The sequence below is a fragment of the Hyalangium gracile genome (assembly GCF_020103725.1).
Lineage (GTDB): Bacteria > Myxococcota > Myxococcia > Myxococcales > Myxococcaceae > Hyalangium > Hyalangium gracile.
On sequence record NZ_JAHXBG010000007.1, the window covers coordinates 372,434 to 393,385 of the forward strand.

The 20,952-nt window shown below is 70.6% G+C and carries 17 protein-coding genes; 8 read left to right on the forward strand and 9 right to left on the reverse strand.

Translation table 11 applies throughout. The annotated features are described in order from the left end of the window. Positions 1–66 precede the first annotated feature (66 nt). The 3 genes from KY572_RS16845 to KY572_RS16855 all read left to right on the forward strand — a co-directional run bounded on the left by KY572_RS16845 (position 67) and on the right by KY572_RS16855 (position 4,378). Positions 67–2,463, forward strand: a complete 2,397-nt coding sequence (locus KY572_RS16845; protein WP_224243687.1) for a tetratricopeptide repeat protein — start codon at positions 67–69, stop codon at positions 2,461–2,463. Between the two features lie 157 nt (positions 2,464–2,620). Then, the gene (gene cyoE, locus KY572_RS16850; RefSeq protein WP_224243688.1) at positions 2,621–3,505 is read left to right on the forward strand and encodes a heme o synthase; all 885 of its coding nucleotides are present in this window, start codon (positions 2,621–2,623) and stop codon (positions 3,503–3,505) included. Positions 3,506–3,571: 66 nt separating this feature from the next. Next, the gene (locus KY572_RS16855) at positions 3,572–4,378 is read left to right on the forward strand and encodes a carboxypeptidase regulatory-like domain-containing protein (RefSeq protein WP_224243689.1); all 807 of its coding nucleotides are present in this window, start codon (positions 3,572–3,574) and stop codon (positions 4,376–4,378) included. Positions 4,379–4,420: 42 nt separating this feature from the next. On the opposite strand, the gene KY572_RS16860 is transcribed toward KY572_RS16855, so the two are convergent. The 4 genes from KY572_RS16860 to KY572_RS16875 are packed head-to-tail and all read right to left on the reverse strand — an operon-like array spanning position 4,421 to position 7,290. Continuing rightward, positions 4,421–5,878 carry a sensor histidine kinase gene (locus tag KY572_RS16860; RefSeq protein ID WP_317987857.1) on the reverse strand — a complete coding sequence of 486 codons (1,458 nt, stop codon included), beginning with the start codon at positions 5,876–5,878 and terminating at the stop codon, positions 4,421–4,423. Beyond that, a complete protein-coding gene (locus KY572_RS16865) occupies positions 5,878–6,558 on the reverse strand; it encodes a response regulator transcription factor (protein WP_224243690.1) in 681 nt (226 codons plus the stop codon). The genes KY572_RS16860 and KY572_RS16865 overlap by 1 nt, the downstream gene beginning before the upstream one ends. Before the next feature lie 15 nt (positions 6,559–6,573). Beyond that, positions 6,574–6,780 carry a hypothetical protein gene (locus KY572_RS16870; RefSeq protein WP_224243692.1) on the reverse strand — a complete coding sequence of 69 codons (207 nt, stop codon included), beginning with the start codon at positions 6,778–6,780 and terminating at the stop codon, positions 6,574–6,576. 39 nt (positions 6,781–6,819) lie between these two features. After that, positions 6,820–7,290, reverse strand: coding sequence for a periplasmic heavy metal sensor (locus KY572_RS16875; RefSeq protein WP_224243694.1), 471 nt, complete (start codon positions 7,288–7,290; stop codon positions 6,820–6,822). Between the two features lie 266 nt (positions 7,291–7,556). Here KY572_RS16875 and KY572_RS16880 point away from each other — a divergent pair, with 266 nt between their 5' ends. From KY572_RS16880 to KY572_RS16895, 4 genes are all read left to right on the forward strand, one after another. After that, positions 7,557–7,760 carry a cold-shock protein gene (locus tag KY572_RS16880; RefSeq protein WP_224243695.1) on the forward strand — a complete coding sequence of 68 codons (204 nt, stop codon included), beginning with the start codon at positions 7,557–7,559 and terminating at the stop codon, positions 7,758–7,760. A 97-nt stretch (positions 7,761–7,857) separates the two neighbouring features. Further along, entirely contained in the window at positions 7,858–8,052 is a 195-nt protein-coding gene (locus KY572_RS16885; protein WP_224243851.1) for a hypothetical protein, read from the forward strand. 146 nt (positions 8,053–8,198) lie between these two features. After that, the gene (locus tag KY572_RS16890; RefSeq protein ID WP_224243697.1) at positions 8,199–8,564 is read left to right on the forward strand and encodes a cupin domain-containing protein; all 366 of its coding nucleotides are present in this window, start codon (positions 8,199–8,201) and stop codon (positions 8,562–8,564) included. 69 nt (positions 8,565–8,633) lie between these two features. Beyond that, positions 8,634–9,197, forward strand: coding sequence for a regulatory protein RecX (locus tag KY572_RS16895; RefSeq protein WP_224243701.1), 564 nt, complete (start codon positions 8,634–8,636; stop codon positions 9,195–9,197). An 8-nt stretch (positions 9,198–9,205) separates the two neighbouring features. Here the strand turns inward: KY572_RS16895 and KY572_RS16900 are convergent, their stop codons facing one another. Further along, positions 9,206–10,207 carry an aldo/keto reductase gene (locus KY572_RS16900; RefSeq protein ID WP_224243703.1) on the reverse strand — a complete coding sequence of 334 codons (1,002 nt, stop codon included), beginning with the start codon at positions 10,205–10,207 and terminating at the stop codon, positions 9,206–9,208. A gap of 73 nt (positions 10,208–10,280) precedes the next feature. Between KY572_RS16900 and KY572_RS16905 the strand changes: the two genes are divergently transcribed. After that, positions 10,281–11,204, forward strand: a complete 924-nt coding sequence (locus tag KY572_RS16905) for a LysR family transcriptional regulator (RefSeq protein WP_224243705.1) — start codon at positions 10,281–10,283, stop codon at positions 11,202–11,204. Here the strand turns inward: KY572_RS16905 and KY572_RS16910 are convergent, their stop codons facing one another. The 4 genes from KY572_RS16910 to KY572_RS16925 form a co-directional block, all read right to left on the reverse strand. Beyond that, positions 11,205–11,426 carry a hypothetical protein gene (locus tag KY572_RS16910; RefSeq protein WP_224243710.1) on the reverse strand — a complete coding sequence of 74 codons (222 nt, stop codon included), beginning with the start codon at positions 11,424–11,426 and terminating at the stop codon, positions 11,205–11,207. It lies immediately after the preceding gene. A 142-nt stretch (positions 11,427–11,568) separates the two neighbouring features. After that, the gene (locus KY572_RS16915) at positions 11,569–15,540 is read right to left on the reverse strand and encodes a serine/threonine-protein kinase (protein ID WP_224243714.1); all 3,972 of its coding nucleotides are present in this window, start codon (positions 15,538–15,540) and stop codon (positions 11,569–11,571) included. Between the two features lie 217 nt (positions 15,541–15,757). Beyond that, positions 15,758–18,973 (reverse strand): hypothetical protein, encoded by a 3,216-nt coding sequence (locus KY572_RS16920; RefSeq protein ID WP_224243715.1) that lies wholly within the window; start codon positions 18,971–18,973, stop codon positions 15,758–15,760. 206 nt (positions 18,974–19,179) lie between these two features. After that, positions 19,180–20,928: a sigma-54-dependent transcriptional regulator gene (locus tag KY572_RS16925; RefSeq protein ID WP_224243716.1), complete on the reverse strand. Its 1,749-nt coding sequence runs from the start codon at positions 20,926–20,928 to the stop codon at positions 19,180–19,182. Positions 20,929–20,952: the final 24 nt, after the last annotated feature.

Genomic DNA, 20,952 nt, shown 5'->3' on the forward strand with positions numbered 1-20,952 from the left:
TCTCCCATTTGACGCAGAGCATGGCGGGTGTCATAAAAACCCTCCTTCCCAGGCGCATCTTCCTGAATGTCTACCTCCCCCATGAAGACGTTGAGCCCGGCCGAGCTTGCCAAGCTCGAGCACGCGTTCGCCGCTGACCCGTCCTCCGACGCATACAAGCCGCTCGCCGAGGCCTATCTGGGCATGGGCCGCTTCATGGAGGCGATGGTCGTTTGCAAGAAGGGCGTCAAGGCGCACCCGAATGCGGCCGACCCTCGCCTCCTGCTGGCCCGTGTCTACCTCCAGCAGGGCAAGGACAAGAAGGCCCTCGAGGAGGCGCTCGGCGCCCTCCAGGTCCAGCCCTCCGACAAGAACTCGCTGCGCATGGTCGGCATGCTGCAGCTGAAGACGGGTGAGCCCGACCCGGGCAAGGCCAACCTCCTGAAGGCGTGGGAGGCGGATCCGAACGACTCGGAGACCGTCACCCTCCTGCAGCAGTACAAGGTGGAGCCTCCCAAGCCCGCGGCGCCCGCTCCGGCGCCCGTCGCGCCGGTGGCCCCTGTCGCCGCGCCGGTGGCCTCCGCGCCCCAGGCGCCCGTGACGGCCAGCCCCGCGGCCACGCCCGCTCCCGCGCCGACGCCCGTCGCCAGCCCGACCCCCGCGGCCAGGCGCCCCTCGGCCACCGGCACCCCCGCGGTCCGTCCGATTCCCCAGGGCACCCAGTCCGGAGGGACGAGCCCCGCCCGGCCCGTTGCCCGCCGCCCCGTCGTCGTGGACGAGGTGGATGTCGACGACGACGATGACGAGGTGAGCTCGCGGCGCCGCTCGTCCAAGCAGAACCCGACGAGCAAGTACATCACCCTGGGCCTCCTGGTGGTGGTGGTGCTCTCCACCGTCGGCTACGCCTGGTACTCGAGCCACACCAAGAAGCTCAACCGCGAGTACAAGAAGCACCTGGACGCGGCCACCGAGCAGCTCAAGCACGACTCGTTCGCCTCCTACAAGAAGGCCTGCGAGGAGGCCGACAAGGCCCTCGAGGTGTTCTCGGACGGCACCGCCGCGCATGGCTACCTGGCGTATGCCTGGGCCATCCGCTGGGGTGAGCACGGCGGCGGCGACGACGCGCGCCGCAAGGCCCAGGAGCACCTGGAGGCGGCCCAGAAGGGCAAGGAGGACAGCTCGCACCTGTACGCCGCCGAGGCGCTCATCCAGACCTATGGCGGCAAGGGCAAGGAGGCGCTGAGCAAGCTCGAGACGCGCGTGAAGGAGTTCGACGCGCAGGGCAAGGCCAGCTCGCTGCTGTACCTGACGCTGGGCCTCATCCAGATGAACGCGGGCGACCTGGAGCACGCCCGCGACAGCCTGGACAAGGCGCACAACCTGGCGCCGGACGATCCGCGCATCTACGCCGGCCTGGGCGCGGTGTACCGCCGGCTCGGCCAGGACGTCACCGCGTTCCAGCAGTACGACTTCGCGCTGCGCTACGAGAAGGACCACCCCGAGTCCATGCTCGGCAAGTCGCTGCTCATCCTCGACCAGGATGCGCCTCAGCTGGAGCTGTACGAGCTGGCCGCGCGCATGCTCAAGAAGCTGCTGGAGGCCGATCCTCCGCCCTCGCCCAGGCAGCTGGCCGCCTCGCAGCTGGCGCGCTCGCTGCTGATCAGCCGCGTCTCCGTGGCGATGGGTGAGCAGAAGCCGGAGATCCAGACGAAGCTCTCCGAGGTGACGGGCGTGCCCACCGACAAGGAGAAGGCTCGCGCGCTGATGCTCAAGGCCGAGCAGGACGGCTTCGCGCTCGACAAGACGAACCCCGAGCTGCACCTCATCAAGGGCCGCCGCCTGATGCTGGAGGGCCAGACCGACCAGGCCGTCTCCGCCATGCGCGAGGCCATCAAGATGGACAGCACCCGGGCCCAGTTCTACGTGGAGCTGGCCAAGGCGCTCATGGCCAAGCCCGGCGGCGAGAAGGAGGCCGCCGAGGCGCTCACCACCGCCCTCAAGACGATGGGCGACAGCCCCAAGCTGGTGGTGATGCTCGGCAACGCCTACCGCCGCCAGGGCAAGCTGGACGAGGCGCTGACGCAGTACCAGCGCGCGGTGAAGGATCCGAAGGCCAAGAACCCCGAGGCGCGCCTGGCCATGGGCGCCATCTACCGCGAGCGCTCCGACTGGGAGAAGGCTCGCGAGCAGCTCGAGAAGGCCGTGCAGGAGTTCATCGGCCAGCCGGACCGGGCGGCGCTGGCGCTCACGGAGCTGGGCCGCGTCTTCCAGGGCAAGGGGGACGCCACCAAGGCCGAGGAGTACTTCCAGAAGGCCATCGAGTCGGACGGCAACTACGGGCCGGCCTACTACTTCTACGCCACCATGCTCAGCAAGGACCGCAAGCAGAACGACAAGGTCCGCATGCTGGCGCAGGAGTACCTCAAGCTCGAGCCCAAGGGAGAGCACGCCCCCGAGCTGCAGCGTCTGGCCTCGGGCGGGTAGCGCCGCCGGTGCCTTCGACAAGCCGGGCTGATAGCCCCGGCTTGCCGTCGGGCCAGGATGGCTGTATGGGAGGGGTCGCCCAGGGTAGGGGGTGTTTGTCCTACCCGGGCTTCACCGCGCCGGCAGCGAGCCTGTCGAGCCTGACCCTGGAGTCTGCGTGAGCGCGCGCGCCGTGTCCGTACCGAACATCGCGAGTGACCTGGTGTCCCTCACCAAGCCGCGGCTCTCCAGCCTGGTGCTGGCGACCACGGCGGGCGGGGTGTGGCTGGCCCCCGGTGAGCTGAGCGTGCCCCGAGTGCTGGTGACGCTGCTGGCCACCGCCGGCACCGTGGCGGCCGCCAACGCCCTCAACTGCTACATCGAGCGGCAGAGCGATCGCTTCATGGCGCGCACGCGCAACCGGCCGCTGCCCTCCGGGCGCATGGAGCCGGGCGTGGCGCTGTGGTTCGGCCTGTCGCTGGCGGCCGTGTCGCTGCCCGCGCTGGCGCTGGGCGCCAACGTGCTCACCGCGTGCCTGGGCCTGGTGGCCTTCCTGAGCTACGTGCTGGTGTACACGCCGCTGAAGTCGCGCACGTCCGCGGCCATGCTGGTGGGCGCGGTGCCCGGCGCGCTGCCGCCGCTGATGGGGTGGACGGCCGTGACGGGGCAGGTGGACACCGGCGGCTTCGTCCTCTTCTCCATCCTCTTCCTGTGGCAGATCCCCCACTTCCTGGCGATCGCCCTGTTCCGCAAGGAGGAGTACGCGGCGGCGGGCCTCAAGTCCGTGCCGCTGGAGCGCGGGGACGAGTCCAGCCGGGCGCAGATCGTCCTCTACCTGGTGGCGCTGGTGCCGATGACGCTGCTGCCGTACCAGCTGCGCATCGCCGGGCCCTGGTACCTGATGGTGGCCGTGGTGCTCGGGCTCAGCTTCCTGGGGCTGGGGGCATGGGGTTTCTTCCGGCAGCTGGGAAAGCCCTGGGCACGCCAGACGTTCTTCTTCTCGCTGCTCTACCTCACGGGCCTCTTCGTCGCGCTGATGCTCGACAGCGGCATGAGCCTCTAGCAGGCCGCCGAGCAGACGCAGTCGTCGATGCCTGACCCCCTCTGTCTGACCAAGGAGCTTTCTCCCATGAAGCTGCGCACGTTCAGCCTCGCCATGATCGGGGCCGCCGGACTGGCGGTCCTGCCGGGCTGCAAGAAGGACGAGGCGCCCGCCGCGCCCTCCACCCCCGCGGCCACCCCCGAGCCCTCCAAGCCGGCGACTCCCGAGCCGGCCCAGGCGCAGACGCCGCCTGCCCCTGCTGGCAAGAGCACCATCAAGGGCGTGGTGAAGTTCACCGGCACCGCCCCGGCTCCCACCGACGTGGCGCCGAGCTCTGATCCGGCCTGCGAGGGCATGCCGCTGAAGGATCAGCCGGTGATGGTGAAGGACGGCAAGCTGCAGAACGTGCTGGTGCGCGTGAAGGGCAACGTGGCCGGCGCCCCCGCGGCGAGCGCGTCCAGCCCCGCGGTGGTCATCGACCAGGTGAAGTGCACCTACACGCCGCGCGTGATGGGCGCCCAGGCCGGTCAGCCCATCCAGGTGAAGAACAGCGACCAGACGCTGCACAACGTGCGCGCCATGGCGGGCACCAAGCCCATCTTCAACATGGCGCAGCCGCCGTCGATGCCGCCGGTCAACAAGACGACGCCGGCCGACACGGAGCTGCTCCAGCTCAAGTGCGACGTGCACCCGTGGATGAAGGCCTTCATCCACGTCAGCCCGCACCCGTACTTCTCCACCACGGGGGAGGACGGCGCGTTCACCCTCTCCGGCCTGCCGGCGGGCACGTACACGCTCGAGGCGTGGCACGAGACGCTCGGCACGAAGACGGCCGAGGTCACCGTGAAGGACGACGAGACCGCCGAGGCCTCGTTCGAGTTCACAGCGGGCTAGCTCCACGCGGGCGGGCGCGGGCACTGGCCCGGGTCCGGCCGGTCACCCTGGAGGGAGGGCAGCCGCGGCGGGCGGACCTTCCCTCCGGACGCTGAAGCCCACCCGGGCGCCGCCGCCAGGGCGGTTCTCCGCGAACGTCTCGCCGCCGTGCGCGCGGGCAATCCGCTGCACCAGCGCCAGGCCCAGCCCGAGCGAGCCCGCCTCGCGAGCCTCTCCGCCCCGGTCCTTCCGATAGAAGGGCTGGAAGATGCGCGTCTCCTCGCCTGGGAGCAGGCCCGGGCCCCGGTCGTCCACGCAGAAGGCCAGGTGGCCGTCGCGCTCGAGGACTCGCAGCGCCTCCACGCCCTGGCCGTGCTTGCGCGCGTTCTCCAGGAGGTTGGCGAGCGCCCGGCCCAGCAGCGTCGCATCGGCCACCAGGGACGTCCCCGCGGCCTCCACCGAGAGCAGCTCCGTGGACAGCCCGGTCCGCTGGAGAGCGCGGGCCGCCAGCTCCGTGGCCTCCAGGGGGCGGGCCGTCACCTGGCCGAAGTCCAGCCGGGAGCTGGCGAGCAGCTCGCCCACCAGCGCGTCCAGCTCCACCACCTCACGGTCCACGTTGTCCAGCGTCTTCGGGTCGCCGCCGCCGTCCCGGAGGATTTCCGTGAGCACGCGCAGGTGCGCCAGCGGCGTGCGCAGCTCGTGTGACACGGCGGCGAGCAGCTCGCGCTGGTCCGCCATCTGGCGCTCGATGCGGGCGGCCATGTCGTTGAAGGCCTGGGCGAGCATGCTCACCTCTCCCGTGGCACCCTTGCCGAGCGTCACGCGCGTCTCCAGCTTTCCTTCGCCCAGCGCCTTGGCGGCACGGGCCAGCTCATCCATGGGCCGGGTCAGCCGCCGGGCGATGCCTCCGGACATCATCCACATGATGGCCCCCGCGAGCATCAAGGGCAGCACGGTGCGCCAGGGCGTCCAGCGCCGGGAGCGCGCGTAGCAGGCCTGGACCGAGCCGAGCTGGACTCCCTGGCGCGTCACCGGCACGGTGATGGTCGGTCTGTCGCAGGCGCCGCCCGCTCGAAGCAGCAGGGCTCCGGTCGTGTCGCGCAGCTCCAGATCGACGTCCAGGTCGCGGGAGATGCCTTGCACGAGCTCCGCCCGCCGCTCGGGATGCTCCCACACCTCGGCGAAGCGGTTGCCGGCGAACGTCCGAGCCCGCTCCATCTCCTGGCGCCAGGCCGAGCCGCCCACCAGGTTCATCACCGTGGCGACCACCAGGCCCGTGACGAGGATGGACAGCCCGAACCAGATGAAGAGCCGCCGGTGCAGGTGCTCGAAGAGGTAGCGCCCCATGCGCGTCATCCGCAGGCGGTCCCGGTGCCAGCCTCCGTGGTGCCAGTGGCCATGCTTCCAGCCATGCGGCCCATGGTGCTGCATCCAGCGCTCGCGAAGCCGGGAGGCCGGGGCGCAGCTCTCCGGGGCCTCGTCGCCCTCCGGCTCGGGGGCTTGAGGGCGCTCGGGGGACATCACGCACCCTCTTTGGCGAACACGTAGCCCACGCCGCGCACCGTCTTGATGAGCTTGCCTGCCTCATCCCCCAGCTTCTGCCGGAGGTGGGAGATGTGCACGTCCACGGTGCGCTCACCCACCACCGTGTCGCTGCGGCCCGCCTCGCCCAGCAGGGCGTCGCGGGGAATCACCCGGCCCGCGCGCCGCATCAGCGCCACGAGCAGATCGAACTCCAGCCCGGTGAGCTCCACCGCCCGGCTCCCCACCTTCACCTCGCGCCCGGACACGTCCACGGAGATGCCGCTGGACTCCAGCCGGTCCGCCACGGCGGCGGGCTGCGCTCGCCGGAGCACGGCTCGCAGGCGCGCCAGCAGCTCGCGCGGGCTGAAGGGCTTGGCCAGGTAGTCGTCCGCGCCCAGCTCCAGGCCCACCACCCGGTCCGTCTCGTCTCCGCGGGCGGTGAGCATGAGGATGGGAATCTGCCCCTTGGCGCGGATGCGCTTGCACACCTCCAGGCCGTCCATGCCCGGCATCATCACGTCGAGCAGCACCGCGTCGTAGGTGTGGGCCTCCAGTGCGGCCAGCCCGCGGCCTCCGTCCGGTGCGTGGGCCACCGTGATGCCGTTCTGCCCCAGGTACTGCGCGAGCAGCTCGTACATCCGGGTGTCATCGTCGATGAGGAGGACGCGGGTAGGCATGGAGGACTCGGGACTCTAGCGTGGCTCCGAGGGCGTGGGAGCCTCGGCGCGCAGGCCCGCGGGAGACTCGGCGCTGGTGGGGCAGGGCGCGCACGTGCGGGCGGCGCGCTCCTCCATCCAGGCCCGGCGGCACTGCGAGCGGTAGCGAAGGCTGGCGACGCCGGAGGTGTAGCCTCCGAGGGTCCCCAGGGCGAGCACGGCAATCAGGATGCGACGGCGCATGGCGGTATCTCCTTGAAGGGGTGGGGTGTCCAGAGGTGCTCAGCAGTGCCGGTAGCCGCCGTGCCAGCCGTAGCCGCGGTAGCCGTAGCCCCAGCCGTGCTCGATGAGGTCCGCCAGCTCGCGGCGCTGGCGCGGATCCAGCGCCTCGTGCACCTGGGACATCGAGGCCCGCATCGTCTCGCGCAGGTTGGCCAGCAGCGCGTCATGCTTCGCGTGCAGCTCGTTCAGCGCGGCGGAGTCCAGGTGCTCGGCGCGCAGCGCCCGGGCGATGGCGGCGCGGCTGGCGCTCACCTCGTCGCGCATCTTCTCGAAGGCCTCGGTCAGCTCATCCGCCGCCTTGACGAAGACCTTCTCCTGGCCCGGCGAGGTGTCCAGCCGCTCGAACAGCCAGCGCATCTTCCCGCGCCAGCTCCAGCGCCCGCCCCGCCCGTGGCGGTGGTGCCAGCGGCCCCGGCGCAGCGTGAAGATGAGGCCCGCCAGGCACGCGGTTCCAAAGATGAATCCGAACATGGTCCTGCTCCTTGAGGGACCGGGCGACCGTGCGCCCGGGTATCGCGTTGTGCGGAGCAGAAAGTAGGCAGCGGGTGTGAAGGCCATGCCCGGACCCGCGTGAAGAAGTATGAAGCCCCTCGGTGGGGCCCAAAGGAATGAGGGGGGCGACGTGTGGGGTTACAATTGCGGCGCTCCGGTGATAGAGGGGCGGTGCCGGGGCGATGTCCGTCTCGGCCACGGGCGGTCTGGCAATGTCGGCCGTCATCGCAGAAAGAAGAAGAGCAATGGCAACTGGTACCGTGAAGTGGTTCAATGATTCCAAGGGCTTCGGCTTCATCGCGCAGGAGGGCGGGGAGGATGTGTTCTGCCACCACACCGCCATCCAGGCTGACGGCTTCCGCACGCTCGCCGAGGGGCAGCGCGTGGAGTTCGACGTGAAGCGGGGCCCCAAGGGCCTTCAGGCGGAGAACGTTCGCGTCGTCGGCTGACGCGTAATCATCTCGCCATACCGAGGCCTGGCCCTTATGAGGGGCTGGGCCTTTTGTTTTGCTCGTCGGCTACAGAGGGCTGCTCAAGGAGGGCACCGTGCCACAACACCCGGGAATGTCGAAGCGCCAGAAGGAACTGGCCCGCAAAGAGAAGAACAAGGAAAAGGACGTCCGTCGCGAGCAGCGCAAGAAGGAGAAGGCGGAGCGTGCAGGTCAGCCAGGCGAGGCCGGAGTGGATCCGGACATTGCCGGCATCATCCCCGGCCCCCAGCCGCCGCTCGAGGGCTACTGAAGTCACGCTGAGGTCGAGCCCCTGCTCCCTTCCCAGGGGAGGGAGCAGCCGGGCACCCTCGGACTCACCCCATCCCACGCCTCACCTTACCTTCTGCCAGAGACGTTCAGCGGACAACACACCGCGAACCGGAGAAGGAGCGAGGCATGGGTGACACCAGCGTCAAGAAGGTCGAAGCGCGCCACTCGCCGCGAGGAGAGATGGGGCAGAAGTACCTCGCCTCGGGCATCCGCGTGTCCATGCGCCTGTGGGAAGAGGAGCAGCCCGCGGAGCCGGCCGAGCCCGTCGCCCGTGACTACGAGACCGTGGGCTACGTGGTGAAGGGCCGCGCCGAGCTGCACCTGGAAGGACAGGTCCTCATCCTCAACCCTGGGGACTCCTGGCTCGTCCCGCGCGGCGCCCGCCACACGTACAAGATCCTCGAGCCGTTCACCGCCGTGGAGGCCACCAGCCCGCCGGCGTCCGTGCACGGCCGCGACGAGAGCGGCGCCAAGGGGCCGGCCCGCGCCTGAGCGCGGCGGAGGCGGGGAGGGCTCTTGGGGGTGTCGCGAGTCGGACCCTGGTAGTACACAGAGCCCTCCATGGATGAGCGGAAGGAAGGACAGCGAGGCAAGCCCCAGGGCGCGCCGAAGAAGCCCCGGAAGGCGTCTCCGCGCTACCTGGAGAACGCCGCGCTGCACTACCTGAAGCGTTACTCGGCCACGGTGAGCCAGCTCAAGCGGGTGCTCATGCGGAAGGTGGACCGCTCGCTGCGCTTCCACGGAGGGGACCGCGCCGAGGCGCTCGGCTGGGTGGATGCGCTCGCCGAGAAGCTCATCCGCAACGGGCTCATCAACGACCAGGCCTACGCCGGACAGAAGGCCTGGTCGCTGAGGGCGTCGGGTCGCAGCGCCCGGGTGATTGCCCAGAAGCTGCGGATGAAGGGCGTCGCCGCGGACGTCGTCCAGCAGAAGCTGGCCGAGGCCACCGCGGAGGTGTCCGAGGAGGCAGCGGCCCGTATCTGGGCGCGAAAGAAGCGGCTGGGCCCCTTCCGGCGCGACGAGAAGACCCGGCAGGAGCACCGCCAGAAGGATCTCGCCGCCCTGGCCCGAGCGGGCTTCTCGTTCTCGACGGCGAAGAAGGTCGTCGACGGCGCGCCCGAGTAGCCGGGGCGCTACCGGCGCTCGCTGTCCAGGTGCTTCATATGCTCGTCGCTGTAGCGCTCGCCGGCGACCGTCCCGAGCGACTCGAGCGCCGCCAGGTCCTCCTTCGACAGCGGGTGCTCCAGCGCGCCGAGCGCGTCGTCGAGCTGCGCGACGGTCTTCGAGCCGACCACCGGAACGAAGGCCGGCTGGCGCGCGAGCACCCACGCGATCGCCAGCTGTCCCGGCGTCATGCGACGCTCCTGGGCGAAGCGCTGGAGGGTCTCCACCACGCCCTCGTTCTTCTCGCGGTTCGAGCCGGTGAAGCGGGGCAGGTAGGCGCGGTAGTCACCCGGGCCCTTTGGCTTGCTGCCGGTGAGCAGGCCTCGCGAGAAGACGCCGTAGAGCGTCGCGCTGATGCCGAGCTCGGAGAGCACGGGGAAGATCCGCGCCTCGGGGCTGCGGCTCGCCAGCGAGTACTCGATCTGCAGATCGACGATGGGGTGGACGCGGTGCGCGCGGCGGATCGTCTCGGCGCCGACCTCGGACAGGCCGATGTGGCGCACGTAGCCCGCCTTCACGAGCTCCGCGATGGCTCCGATGGTCTCCTCGATTGGAACGTTGGGATCGAGCCGGGCGGGGCGGTAGATGTCGATGGCCTCCACGCCCAGGCGCTTGAGGCTGTAGGCAACGAAGTTCTTCACCGCTGCCGGGCGGGTGTCGACGCCTCCCCAGCTCCCATCCGGCCCGCGGAGCGCGCCGAACTTCACCGAGAGCTGGACCCGCTCCCTGCGGCCGGCGATGGCCTTGCCCACGAGCATCTCGTTGTGGCCCATCCCGTAGAAGTCACCCGTGTCGATCAGGGTGACGCCGCGATCGATGGCGGTCTGGATGGTCCGGATGCTCTCGGCGTCATCGGTCGCGCCGTACATGCCGGACATTCCCATGCAGCCGAGTCCCAGGGGAAATACCTCGGGCCCCGTGGAGCCCAGCTTCAGCGTGCGCTGCGTCTTCTTCGTGTCGTTCGTGCTCATCGTGCGTCCCTCCATCTGCACCAAGGGTACGCATCGACATCATGAAATCCAATGAATAGGATGTATCCAACTCATGCACGGCATCTATGAGAAGGATCTCGACCTGAACCTGCTCCGCGTCTTCGTCGTGGTGGCGGAGGCGGGCAGCGTCACGGAGGCGGCCAGCCGGCTCTACCTCACCCAGCCCGCGGTGAGCGCGGCGCTCCGGCGACTGACGTCCGCGGTGGGGGCTCCGCTCTTCGTGCGCGCGGGACGCGGGCTGGCGCTCACCACGCGCGGGCAGCGCCTGTTCGCGACCGCGCAGCCGCACCTCCAGGCGCTCGTCGAGGCGACCGTCTCTCCGGCCACGTTCGATCCCAGGACGAGCGAGCGGACCGTGCGGCTTGGCCTCTCGGACACGAACGACACGTGGCTCCTGCCCTCGCTCCTGCGGCTGCTGGCGGAGGAGGCCCCGCGCATGCGCATCATCGTGCTCCCGGTCCAGTTCCGCACCGTCGGCGAGGCGCTGAGCTCCTCGAAGGTGGATCTCGCGGTGACGGTGGCGGACGAGCTGCCAGCGGACATCCGGCGCATGTCGCTGTTCAAGGGAGGCTTCGTGTGCCTCTTCGATCCGCGCCACGCCCGGCCCGGCAAGCGCCTGACGATGGAGCGATACCTCGAGCACGAGCACGTCATCGTCTCGTACAACGGAGATCTGCGAGGCGTGGTCGAGGACGTGTTCGGGGTCCAGCGGCGCGTGCGGGTGTCGGTGCCGAGCTTCCACAGCATCGGCGCCATCGTGGAGGGCAGTGCGCTGCTCGCCACGGTGCCGTTCATGGTGGCGCGAGAGCTCACCGCCCTGCGCCCGAACCTCCAGACCACGACGCTCCCGTTCGACTACTCGGGAGCGTCGATGGAGCTGCTCTGGCGGAGCGCGGTCGAGGATGACGAGGCCATCCGCTTCATCCGCGGGCTGCTGGTCCGCGTGGTGAAGATGAAGGAAGGCCGCATCGTCTAATTAGGCGAGGTTGCGCATGATGGTCATGCGCGTGTCTTCCTTGAGGAGCTTGGTGAGCATCTCGGTCACCTGCGTCTCGTTCTCGAGCTTGAACTGGGACTCGAGGAACGGGCGCTGCTCGGGGGGCGCGGCGGCGACCATGTCCGCCTGCACCCGGCTCAGGGTGTCGCGATGGGCGCTGAGCTTGTCGAAGGTCGTTCGCTTGTCTGCATCGACCGCCATCGTCCACTCCTCCGAGAAGACCGTGCGCCTTCCGTCGCGGGAAACACGGACTACCGGTGAGATTATCGCCGTGGAGCGCAGGGAGTTGCCTGGATGATGCAAGGGGCCGGAATCATTGCGATACCCGGCCTGCCTATGCCCGTCATCGGCCCTGGAGCCAGTGCTGATCGGTCAGCTCCCGGAGGCGGGCGTTCTCGGGCACCTGGCGCAGGAAGCGCTTGAGAGCCTCCAGGTCCGGAATGGTGGCGGAACGGGCGAGGAGCAACTGCAGGCCTTCGAGCAGGGCCAGCTCTCCCGAAGCGGTATCTCCCAAGGCGAAGCAGGCCTCGGCGAGCACCTGGAACAGCCCCACGCGGGCCATGCCTCCCGCCTTGCTCGCTTCCAGCTCGCGCAGGGCGAGCTCCACGGTCTCACGGGCTTCGGCCACCTGGCCCTGGCGCAGCAGGATGGCGCCCAGCTGCCTGCGCGCCTCGGGCAGGAAGGGCGCGAAGGGCGCCAGGGTCTCGCACGCCTTGCGGGCATGAGGCTCGGCCTCGTCCAGTGCGCCATCGGCCGTGGCGATCTGCGCGAGCACCAGGTGCGCCACCCCCAGGTTCAGCCGGTTGCTCGTGCAGGACTCCACCCACTTGATGGCCATGGCACGTGCCTCCTGCCGATGGGCCGGATCGGGGCTGACGGCGAGCACCCTGGCCAGGTTCTGCTGGGCGAAGGTGACGCCGAAGCGCGGAGACACCCGCAGGGCCAGGGCCATGCTCTGGCGCACCCGCTCCATGGCCCCCTCCATGTTCCCGAGCGGCAGCAGCGCCTGGGCCATCCGGATCAGCCCCACCACCTCGCCTCGCTCCGCGCCCACCTCGCGGAAGGCCTCGAGGGCCTGCTCGGCCCAGTTGAGCGCCTTCCAGGGATCTTCATGCAAGGACAAGGCGCGGAAGCTCTGCTCGAGGCCCCTCCAGCCGCGCACCAGGCCGTCCCGGGCGATGACGTCCTGTCCGGTGCGCTCCAGTCGCTCGAAGCACGCCTCGGCCTCTCGCTGGGCGCCCAGGTACCAGGTCATGCTGCCCATGAAGCACAGGGACACGCAGTACGCGCTGCGCGCCTCCGGCTCCGGCTCGGTGTCCAGCAGCAGCCGGCACAGGGTGAGCAGGTACTCCTTCTGGGCGCTGTAGCCGCAGCCCAGGCTCAGGCCATCCATCAGCTTGCACCACCGGATGGTGCCCGGCTTCATCTCCGACTGGACGGCCTTGCCCACCTCGTCCAGGGTCGCGAAGTCATTGCGCCAGAAGGCCGTGGCGGCCCGCAGCGCGCGCAACTGCACCGAGGCCTCTCCCGTGGGGCCCAGCGCCAGCGCGGCCTGGATGCACCGCTCCGCGCCCTGCATGTCGTCGTGATCGAAGAGCCGCTCGGCGGCCTGGAGGTAGAAGCGGATGGCGCGCTCGGGCTGCTGACCGAGCCGGGCATGCTCGGCGAGGACGCGGGGATCCGTCTCCCCGCGCTGCTCCAGCCACTGGCCCGCCAGCTGGTGGCCTCCTGGCTGATGGCTCTCGGGCACCAGCGCATAGGCCGCATCCCGCACCAGCGCGTGGCGGAAGCGGTACTCCGTCTCCCCGGGAAAGCGGCTCGAGGGCTGCAGCTCCACCCACTCCCGCTCCACCAGCCGCTTCAGCCAGTGCTCCAGCTCGGAGGCCGTGAGCTCTCCGCCCAGCAGCGTCTGCACGGCGCCCAGCCAGAAGGTGCGGCCCATCAGGCTGGCGGCCAGCAGCACCTGCCGGGCCTGCGGCTCCAGCCGGCCCAGGCGGGCCTGGAGCATGGCGATCACCGTCTGCAGCGTCGCCTCGCCGCGCCCCTCCGCCGCGCCGCGGATGAGCTCCTCCAGGAGCAGCGCGTTGCCGGCGGCCTGCTCCACCAGCCGATCCATGAGGGCCTCGGGCACCTCCGAGCCGAGCACCTCGCACACCAGCCGGGCCACGGCCTTGCGGCTCAGGCCTCGCAGCGGCACCTCCTGGAGCCGGCCCGCCCACAGGTTGGGGAAGATCTCCTGCACCTCGGGGCGGGCCAGGGCCAGGACCATGAAGGGCTGCTCGGCCAGCTCGCGCAGGGCCTCGTCGATGAGCCGGACACTGAGCGCGTCGCCCCAGTGCAGATCCTCCAGCAGCAGCAGCACGGGCTGGTGAGCGCACTCGGCGCGGAGGAAGGCCACCAGGGCCCGGCCGACCTGGGTGCTCATCAGCTGCGGATCTCCCCGCGCGACGCGCAGGCGCGCGCTGTGCTCGTCCGGGAAGGGGATGCCGCACAGCTCTCCGAGGAACTCGGCGACCTCCTGGCCCTGGGGCGCGGGCAGGTGCCGGCCGAGGTGCTGGGTCAGCCGGGCCCTGCGGACCTCGAGGGGCTCGGTGCTGGAGATGGAGCAGAGCCGGCGCAGGGCCTGGCCGAGCAGTCCATCCGCCGAGCCCGCGCTCATGGGATCGCCTCGGCCCACGAGCACCCGGAGCTCATGCCCCTGGCGCTCCAGGCGGCGCAGGAACTCGTGGCGCAGCCGGGACTTGCCCATCCCCGCGGGAGCCGTCACCAGCACCGCCTGCGCGACCGACTCCTGCACGCAGGTGTTGAAGGCCAGCTCCAGCAGGGTGAGCTCCTGCTCGCGACCCACGCAGGGGGTGGGCTTGCCCAGCAGGGGGCGCGAGGCGTCCGCGCCCAGGCTCTCGCCGAGCAGCAGGAACAGATCGGGCCGGGGCCGGGAGAGCTGGAAGCCGGGCCCCAGCAGCCCCGCGGTGACTTCGTCCAGCAGCACCGAGGCCGAGGAGTCCGGGGGCAGCGACTCGTGCTGGCGCAGCAGCTGGCCCGCGCGGTCCATGGCCTCGCCCACGGGGACGTGGGGGGCGGTCCTGGCGCGGCCGGTGGTGAGCACCACGGTGGCCTCGGGCCAGCGCTCCTGGATCAGCAGGGCGCAGCGCGCCGCCAGGGTGGCCGGGTCGGTGGCCGAGCCATGGGTGGCCTTCAGCGTGGCCACCAGCGCGCCATCGGCCAGCAGCTCCACCTGGGCGCCGTGGGGCGTGAGCAGGTTGCGGAGCGTGTCGCGCAGGGCCCAGCGCGAGTCCGGGGAGCGGGGCTCGACGGCCTGCGGCTCCGTGGCCCGGGGCGCGGCCAGCAGCACGCTGACCAGGTGCTGCTCGGAGCCCGTCAGGCGCAGGGGCGGAGTGCTGGAGGACAGGAGCCCGGAGGACTCCGACGCCAGTCCCGCCCCGATGGACGCCATGGCCTCCAGCAGGTGGGAGGCGGCTGGAATCCGGCGCTCCGGGGCCTTGATCAGCATGCGCTGGATGAGCTCCTCCAGGGCCGCGGGGAGCTCGGGGCGAAGGGAGCGGAGGGGCTCGGGCTCCGTGAAGAGGATCTTTCCCAGCGCGGCGACGAAGTGGGGAGCGGAGAAGGGCGGCTTGCCGGTGAGGCACTCGTAGAGGACGCAGCCCAGGGAGAAGATGTCCGCGCTGGCGGTGAGCTGGGCCTGGGAGGAGACCTGCTCCGGAGCCATGTACCCCGGAGTGCCGATCACCATCTGGCTGGCGGTGAGCGCCACGGAGGGCACCGTGTGCCGTGCCAGGCCGAAGTCCAGCAGGACCACGTCCTCGGTGCGCCCGTGGCGCAGGAAGAGGTTGGAGGGCTTGAGGTCCCTGTGGATGATGCCACGCTGGTGGGCCAGGGTGAGCGCCTGCGCCGTCTGCCGCAGCAGGGCCAGGGACTCCTCGAGGCTCAGGGGCTGGCGCGCGAGGCGCTGGGCCAGATCTTCCCCCTGCAGCCACTCCATGGCGATGAAGGGCCTGCCATCGGGAGTGGCGCCATGGGCGATGTAGGAGACGATGCCCGGGTGGCGCAATTCGGCCAGGACGGCGGCCTCGCGGGAGAAGCGCTGGAGGGCCTCGGTGCTGTCGACGTGGAGCAGCTTGAGCGCCACGGGCTGGCCGGTGAGCGAGTCCCGGGCCCGGTAGATGGAGCCCATGCCGCCACGGCCCACGAGCGCCTCGAGGCTGAAGCGGCTGGCCAGGACGGTGCCCGCGGGGAGGGTGGCCGCCTGGGGCGGGGAGGGCGCGGGCTGAGGCGGAGGAAGCAGGGGGCTGTTCATGTCCATGCGCAGCCGTGCGTGTGGCCACCACGCGGCTGCGGAGACTTCGCCACGCAGCCATCGGCGCCGAGCCTGCCTAGCACACGTGCCCGACGCCCTGGCCGGAATCCGGCGCCCGGCAAGGCAGGCGCTCAGGGAGCGGGCTGCCGGGCTGACGGATGAGGGGCTGGTGTCTGTGTCACCTCAGGAGGAGTCTGGCCCACCTGGGGCCCGTGCCTCACTCCGTTACGATTGTAACGGACCTGGCAGCCAGGCGGACGGAGGGACGCGGATGTCGTCGCAGGGCACGCAGGTGTCGGAGCACCTCCCCCTTCCACTGCATCCGCCCGCCCGCCTCACGCACGAGTTCTACCGCGACGAGCGGTGCCTCGGACTCGAGCCGGACGGCCACGTCGAGCAGCAGCTCCGCGGGACACTCCATGCCCGGGAGCTTCAGTGAGGCACTGACAGCCGCCTCGAGCGCCGCCAGGAAGTGGGGTTCATCACGAGCCTCCAACGCCAGCTTGCTCAGCACCTCCGCCGTTGCCGATGAGTCCTTCCAGGCGAGGGGAAGGACGCGGAGCCGGGCGGACAGGGGCCACAGCGACGGATCCGGGGCGAGCGCGTGTGCCACCTCGGCGAGGCGGGGACGCAGGCTCAGCAGTTCCGGGCGAGGCAGGAGCAGCAATGCCTCGATGAGCTTCCGCAGGCGCTGGAGCGCGGGAAGATCCCTCTCGGGTCCGGCCTCCTGCTCCTCCAGTACGGGCGCGGAGACGAGCGCCGACGCGCAGGCCACCACGTGCTCGAAGCCGCGTCCATCGCGTGTCACCTTCACCAGGGCGGTGACGGCCTGTTCCCACCCGATGCGACGGGAGAGATCCTGGATGCGAGCCGCCGCGGCCCGAGCAATCCGCTCCTCGCTGCCCACGGTCCAGGCGTCCAATATCTCGAAGATCCGCTGCTGCACCGCGGGGGCTGGATGCTCCGCCAGCTGGAGGAGGAGCGTGGCATAGCGCGGGCGCAGTCGCGGGGGGAGGGACGCGGGGAGCTGATCGAGGAGGCTCTCGGCCACGAACACGTCCGGGCTTCGAGCCATGGCCTCCACGATTTCCCAGGAGGACTCCTCCGTCGCCAGGAGCTGGCGCGCGGAGTGCCCCACGGCGATACGCACGTCCCGGTGGAGCTGGGGGCAATCCCACTGTTGGCGAAGCAACGCCAGCGCGCGGGCTCCAGGCAGCGTCGCGAGCAGCCGCACCACCTCCTTGCGCACCGTCACCTTGAGGCGGTCGCGAGCGAGCAGCTCGGACAGTGTGGAGAAGCGGGTCGCCACGGGCAGCTGCCGCAGCACCTGGGAAGCCGCGGACATGGCCACCGGGGCCCGCTCTCCGTCCAGGTGCTCCAGGAGGAGCGGGAGCGAGGCGGCGGGTTGATCCAGCCGCGCGAGTGCCCCCAGTGTGGCCTCCACCGTGGGAACGTCTCGCTCCTCGAGGAAGGGCTGGAGGTCTCTGGGCGTCACCACGGGGAGACAGGACAGGATGCGCAGCACCGGCGTCCGTTTCCAGTCGATGTCCACCTCGCCACGCACGACGCGCAGGAGGTAATCGCGGTAACGGGCCTGCTGCCGAGGCAGCAATCGATGGAACCCATGCTCGAGGTGCGGCATCCAGCCCTTGCCGTCCGTGCCGAAGCGGCCTCCCAGCGGGCCGCCGTCGAGATAGGAGTCCAGCCACTCCTGGCGATGCCGGTGGAGATGCTCGAGGACCCTGGGCAGCTGGATGGCCGACGCATCCCGCGCCAGCATCTTGCGCACGCGCTGGTCCCGAAGCCGGGACGGCCTCAGCCAGAGCTGGCTGGCTCGGTACGTATCCCATCCGGACCCCGACTCGGTGATGGATTCGAGCATGGCCTGGAGCATGTCCATGTTCCCAGTGCGCTGGCGGAGCACCTCGCACATGGAGTACAGGAGCTCGTAGCGCTGCTCCTGTCCCAGGGCGCGAAGCCTGGGGAGCAGGGCGGCGAAGAGGTGATGCTCTCCTCCTCGGGGCGGCTGGACGGAGGGGCAGAGGTCGATGCCGTCAGTCCGGCTGGGAAGCCTTTCCAGAATGGTCAGGGCGAACTGGATGAGGGCGCCCCGATGATCCATGAAGTGGGCGCGGATGAGGGAGTGGGCCAGCGTCAGCAGCAACTTCAGGATGGCACTCGAGGTGTCCCGGGCCTCGAGCGTGTGGGTCACCAGCGAATCCAGGAGGGGAATGTGCTCGGGCGTGAAAAGGGAGCCCGGCACTCGGGCGAGCTCTCCGAGGACGTGACGGCGGACCGGCTCTTGTTCGTTCTCGAGACGCGACAGGTCCGACAGCGTCCGGGTCAGTCCCCGGCGGGACAGGGCCGTGCTGCGCACGAGGTGCCCGAGCGCGCTCGCGCGATCCTTGGCCCGGGGGGAGGCGGCTTGTTCGAGCAGCGGCTCGCGCGCGTGCTCGATGGTGCGGAAGGACAGCAAGCGGCTCCTCCACTCGGGACGCTCCTGGGCCTCGGGCAGACCGAGCAGGCGCACCACCTCGGCATCTCGCAGGGTGTCGGGCAGGACGGAGAGGAGTTCGTCGCTCGGATCTCGAGGGAGGGTGTCCTGGAAGGCGTGGGTGTAGAGAGCAGCTCGCTCGGAGGGAGGCGCCCAGCGCAGGAGCCAGACGAGCAGGTTCGGGTCGTCGCGAAGCGCGCGCGCGAGGGTGAGGCGCTGCGGCAAGGACAGGGCCCGTAGCGCATCGCGGAGCGCGCTCCGTCGCAGCACATATCCGTGCTCGTCCTTGCGGAAGGCGGGGTGGATGAGGAGCTGGAGGACCTGCTCCGGATGCTTGCGCATGAGTCCGGGCAAGCCCTTCATCACGAGACGGGGGAGCCATGACGGGACGTACTCGCGCACGAGCGTGAGCACCGCCTCGCTTCGGAGGATGAGCAGCTTCCTCAGGGGCACGCGCCAGGTGGAGAAGAGAGTGCCGCGTTCCGCCCTGGGGGTTTCGGCGAAGCGGGCCTGGATGAAGGCCGTCACCTCGTCCGTGTGGAGGCGCACCATCGTAGGCCAGGCCTGCACGGCATGAGCGAGCTCGGGCAGCAAGCGCCGCACGCCTTGCGCATCGATGGCGGGGAGCAGGAGGGCTGCCTCGAAGTCGCCGTGGTGCTCGCGGACATACGGGAGGAGCCGGGCCGCGAGCCCCGTGCGCCCGGCAAGCGCCACGCCCTTGAGCACCCGCCGACGAATCTGGGGAGACAGCTCGGGGAGTACACGCTCGAGGGCGGCATCGTCTCGGATGGCAGGGCCGGCGAAGCTGGCGGCGCGTATCCGCACCAGGCGCGAGGGGTGGGTGAGGCCACGGAGGAGCACGGCCTCGTCCTGGGCGGCGCGGGCCATGACCAGCGCCAGGGTTGCCTCGTAGGCATCCCCGGCCATCAGCTCCGCCATCAGCGCCGGGAGGGACGGGCTGCCTCGAGCATCGCGGCCGAGCGTGGCCGCTCTTGCGAGGCGTGCCCTGTATCCCAGTGAATCCAGCTCCCCCAACAGTGCGCTGCGCGTCGGAACCTGCAAGCGACCTCTCCCCGAGTGGATGCCGATGGAGCCGCCGCCTGGACGGACATCACCCGCGCGCCTGACATGCCGCGGCGCGTCTCTCAGGGCGTCTCACTGTTGCCTGCCTGCGTCAGGGCGGCCGGGACGGGCTGCCCCACCTCGCCGCAGAGCGCCTCGGCCTTCTTCAGCTCCTGCCGCAGCGCCTTGAGGTGGTTGCGGCTCTTCACCAGCGACTCGCGGCCCACCAGTCGGAAGGCCTCGTCGCGCCCCACCTGCAGCACCGCCTCGGCCAGCACGAAGCCTCGCAGGCTCTCGGCGAAGTCGATGTCGAGCGGGGCCCGCCGTCGCTGCGCCTCCTGCACGAAGGCTCGCGCCGCCTGGCTCATCGCCTCCACCAGCGTGCTCTGCTTCCCTCCTTCATAGGTGAGGGCCTGCTGGATGTGCGTCTCGCGCAGCTCCAGCTCCCGGGTGGCGCCTCCCTGCTGCACCAGGGCCAGCGTGTAGGCGCGGCGGATGATGTTGTCGAGCTGTCGCAGGTTGCCCGGCCAGGAGCCCTGCTCCAGTTGCTGCTCCGCGTCGGGGGCCAGCCGCACCACGCCCTCCGGGTTCTTCTCCCGGTGGTGGCGCGCCAGCATGTAGCGCGCCCAGGCGCCGATCTCGTCCCGCCGCTCGTCCAGGGAGGGCACCCGCACGGGCAGCACGTTGATGCGGTAGTACAGGTCCTCCCGGAACGTGCCTCGCCGGACCGCCTCGGGCAGGTCCGCGTTGGTGCCGATGATGAAGCGCACGTTGGCGCGGTGCTCGCTCGAGGCATCCCCGAGTGTGCGGTACGTGCGCTCCTCCAGCACGTGCAGCAGGCCCGCCTGCGCCTTGAGCGACAGCTTGTCGATCTCGTCGATGAACAGCGTGCCGCCATGGGCCCGCGCCAGGAAGCCCGGGTTGTCCCGCACGGCTCCCGTGAAGGCCCCCTTGCGCCAGCCGAAGAGCTCGCCCATCTGCAGCTCCTCGGGGACCATCGTCAGATCCATGCTCTCGAAGCGCCCCTGCCGGCGCGGCGAGCGCTCATGGCACCAGCGGGCCAGTCGGGACTTGCCGGCTCCGGTGGGGCCGCTGACCAGGAGCGTCTCCTCCTGCTGGGCGAAGATGCGCAGCACCCCCACCAGGCTGGCCATGGAGGCGCCGACCACGGGCAGGAACTCGTCTGTCTCCGGCGCGGCGCCCGGCTGCGGCGCGAGCCCCGAGAGGTAGGGCGCCGCCAGGTCCACCGCGAGCTGGAGCCGAGGGCCCATCTCCCGCCAGATGAACTCCTGGCCGAGCGCGGCCATGCAGTTGGCCTCCAGCGCGATCATCCCATCGATGCGCCCTCCGGCCATGCGCAGCGGCAGGACGCAGACGTGCGTGGCCTCGCGGCTGAGCAGTCGCTGCTGGCTCTCCTGGGTGAAGGAGGCCGTGTAGCGCGCCGGAGCGAGGCTCCGGGCGGACTCCTGGTGCGGCTGGAGCGTGCCCAGGCCCACGTCGATGGAGACGGCGCAGCCATGCTCCACCACGGCCCGCCAGGCGGAGGCGGAGGCCAGCAGCGCCACCTGAGGCCCATCCGCCAGCAGGAGCGAGCCTTCCTTGGGTGGCCAGGGCTCCACCGCCTCTCGCTCGAGCGCCGCCAGTCGCCGGTAGGCATCCGCCGGTCGCAGGTGCACCACCCCCCGCAGCAGCCGCCCCTGCCGGGCGAAGCGGCTGGCCTCCAGGCCCTGCTCGGAGATCAGCAGCAGCGTGCGCAGGGTGAGGAGCGCGGCCTGCTCGAAGTGGCGAGCGGCGTGCAGCCCGGTCACCAGCGATGTGAGTTCCTCGGACATCCCCTTCCTCCCGACGGCCCTCCC

Excerpts from the sequence above, each read along its gene's own strand:
- KY572_RS16875 (WP_224243694.1), bottom strand. The coding sequence starts at position 7,290 with ATGTTCGGATTCATCTTTGGAACCGCGTGCCTGGCGGGCCTCATCTTC.
- KY572_RS16895 (WP_224243701.1), top strand. The coding sequence starts at position 8,634 with ATGGATGAGCGGAAGGAAGGACAGCGAGGCAAGCCCCAGGGCGCGCCG.
- KY572_RS16865 (WP_224243690.1), bottom strand. The coding sequence starts at position 6,558 with ATGCCTACCCGCGTCCTCCTCATCGACGATGACACCCGGATGTACGAG.
- KY572_RS16890 (WP_224243697.1), top strand. The coding sequence starts at position 8,199 with ATGGGTGACACCAGCGTCAAGAAGGTCGAAGCGCGCCACTCGCCGCGA.
- KY572_RS16915 (WP_224243714.1), bottom strand. The coding sequence starts at position 15,540 with ATGAACAGCCCCCTGCTTCCTCCGCCTCAGCCCGCGCCCTCCCCGCCC.
- KY572_RS16860 (WP_317987857.1), bottom strand. The coding sequence starts at position 5,878 with ATGTCCCCCGAGCGCCCTCAAGCCCCCGAGCCGGAGGGCGACGAGGCC.
- KY572_RS16855 (WP_224243689.1), top strand. The coding sequence starts at position 3,572 with ATGAAGCTGCGCACGTTCAGCCTCGCCATGATCGGGGCCGCCGGACTG.
- KY572_RS16880 (WP_224243695.1), top strand. The coding sequence starts at position 7,557 with ATGGCAACTGGTACCGTGAAGTGGTTCAATGATTCCAAGGGCTTCGGC.
- KY572_RS16900 (WP_224243703.1), bottom strand. The coding sequence starts at position 10,207 with ATGAGCACGAACGACACGAAGAAGACGCAGCGCACGCTGAAGCTGGGC.
- KY572_RS16870 (WP_224243692.1), bottom strand. The coding sequence starts at position 6,780 with ATGCGCCGTCGCATCCTGATTGCCGTGCTCGCCCTGGGGACCCTCGGA.
- KY572_RS16920 (WP_224243715.1), bottom strand. The coding sequence starts at position 18,973 with ATGGCGGAGCTGATGGCCGGGGATGCCTACGAGGCAACCCTGGCGCTG.
- KY572_RS16905 (WP_224243705.1), top strand. The coding sequence starts at position 10,281 with ATGCACGGCATCTATGAGAAGGATCTCGACCTGAACCTGCTCCGCGTC.
- KY572_RS16910 (WP_224243710.1), bottom strand. The coding sequence starts at position 11,426 with ATGGCGGTCGATGCAGACAAGCGAACGACCTTCGACAAGCTCAGCGCC.
- KY572_RS16925 (WP_224243716.1), bottom strand. The coding sequence starts at position 20,928 with ATGTCCGAGGAACTCACATCGCTGGTGACCGGGCTGCACGCCGCTCGC.
- KY572_RS16845 (WP_224243687.1), top strand. The coding sequence starts at position 67 with ATGTCTACCTCCCCCATGAAGACGTTGAGCCCGGCCGAGCTTGCCAAG.